The organism is Mesorhizobium sp. M2C.T.Ca.TU.002.02.1.1, assembly GCF_003997225.1.
In genome coordinates this window covers 1-1,197 of sequence record NZ_RZTO01001237.1, presented here as the reverse complement: position 1 = coordinate 1,197, position 1,197 = coordinate 1, and the positions used below count along the sequence as shown (strand labels likewise).

1 protein-coding gene and 1 pseudogene are annotated in these 1,197 nt (G+C 60.7%); one reads left to right on the top strand and one right to left on the bottom strand.

The window, feature by feature from the left end; genetic code table 11:
- Positions 1-271: pseudogene (locus EOD07_RS38300) on the bottom strand (glycosyl transferase family 1); the annotation flags it as partial.
- Between the two features lie 269 nt (positions 272-540).
- Here EOD07_RS38300 and EOD07_RS35080 point away from each other — a divergent pair.
- A partial coding sequence (locus EOD07_RS35080) for a hypothetical protein (protein WP_127238409.1) occupies positions 541-1,197 on the top strand: 657 nt, incomplete at its 3' end.

The window sequence follows — 1,197 nt, the reverse complement described above, 5'->3', positions numbered from 1 at the left end:
GGCCAGCCATCTTGTTGAAACCGACCACACAGTCGAAGTCGCGCCTGGCCGCCAGCACGGTCCTTCCCAGCGCATATTCCGTGCCCGGATTGGAGAGAACCCGTGCCGGATGGACTTTTATCGTCGCCGAACTCTCGACATGACCTACCTGGCGGGTCGTCAGGATCGTCACATTATGACCGCGCGCGATCAGTCGGTCGCTGATATTCAGACAATCCCTCTGCAGACCCCCGTTCATAAACAGGGCAGAGATTGCACAGCAGATTCTCATCACATTTTCCGGAGCGCCGCCCTACCCCCCAAGATTGACGGAGAGAGACTCCGGGTGCGCCCCAGACTTCCCCATTCAAACAAACACAGCGGGCGCTCAAATGTCGGTCGTGTTGAAAACACGAATATGCTGTATATAGCCAGTTATCAAGAGACTCGGATGCTTTCGCGTTCGCGCTTTTTCCAAAAATCAGTTGGAGCATACGTTCATGCAGATTCCCCCGGTCGATCGCGATTGCCAGGCCGGGTTCGCCTGAAAGCCGCCATACCGTGCCAAAGGCCCTGCGCGAATATGACTGGCGGCAATGGCTGAGGCTGCAGCCGCTGCTGCACGCCATCAAGACTGCCCGTTACCGGAGAATCGACCAGAGATTCGTGCACCAACCGGTCGAGGGTGACGATGTCCCGGCCATCCGCGATGCCGCCCGGGGCCGCCATGTCCTGCTTACTGTTGCCTTCGACGATCCCCGGTGCCTGGACCTTCAATTGCGGCTGACGGGAGGACTTGTCCGCCACGATCTTCACATCGTCGCCGACAACAGCGTCAGCGATGCTTCCGCGGACGAGAACAGGCGGGTTTGCGCGGACCATGGCGCCGCCTATGTCAGGCTGCCGGCCAATCCGTGGACTGTGAAAAACCCGAGCCGGTCGCACGGCGCGGCGCTCAACTGGATGTGGCACAATGTGCTCGAGCCCGCCGCACCGGCCGCATTCGGATTCCTCGACCAGGACCTTTTCCCGACGCAGCCATGCGATCCCTTCGAACCTCTTGAAGCCACGGCTTTTTACGGCGACCTGCGCTGGGCCGGCGCGCGATGGTTTTTGTGGGCCGGCTATTGTTTCTTTCGCTTCGACGCCGTCGGCCGCGAGCCTCTCGATTTCGGGCTCGACTGGTTCGCCGGCCTCGACACCGGCGGGGCCAATTGG